The organism is Streptomonospora wellingtoniae (assembly GCF_031845375.1).
In the GTDB taxonomy this organism is placed as follows: domain Bacteria; phylum Actinomycetota; class Actinomycetes; order Streptosporangiales; family Streptosporangiaceae; genus Streptomonospora; species Streptomonospora wellingtoniae.
Genome location: NZ_JAVREK010000086.1, coordinates 1 through 346 on the forward strand (window position 1 = coordinate 1; position 346 = coordinate 346).

At 74.0% G+C, this 346-nt stretch carries 1 protein-coding gene; it reads right to left on the minus strand.

Translation table 11 applies throughout. The annotated features are described in order from the left end of the window. Window positions 1-284: AMP-binding protein (locus RM446_RS24740; RefSeq protein ID WP_311547851.1), on the minus strand; the 284-nt coding region annotated here is incomplete at its 3' end. Window positions 285-346: the final 62 nt, after the last annotated feature.

The window sequence follows — 346 nt, forward strand, 5'->3', positions numbered from 1 at the left end:
GCCGACAGCGGGAACCGGTCGCCCATATCCGCAAGGAAGTTCGCGAGCGCACCGTGGGACACCACCACACCCTTGGGCCGACCCGTCGACCCCGAGGTGTAGAGGATGTAGGCCGCACCGTCGGCGAGCGGAGCGGAAACCGGGCCCGCGTCCCCGCTGCCGGCCTCCGGCCAGGTCGCGGGGTCGTCGACCACCAGCCGGCGCGGCCCTTCCGGCGTGTCGGGCAGCTGCGCGCCCGTCGCGGCGTCGGTCACCAGCAGCCGCGCACCCGCATCCGCCAGCATGAACCCGACCCGATCCGCCGGAAACCCCGGATCCACCGGCAGATACACCGCACCCGCACGCC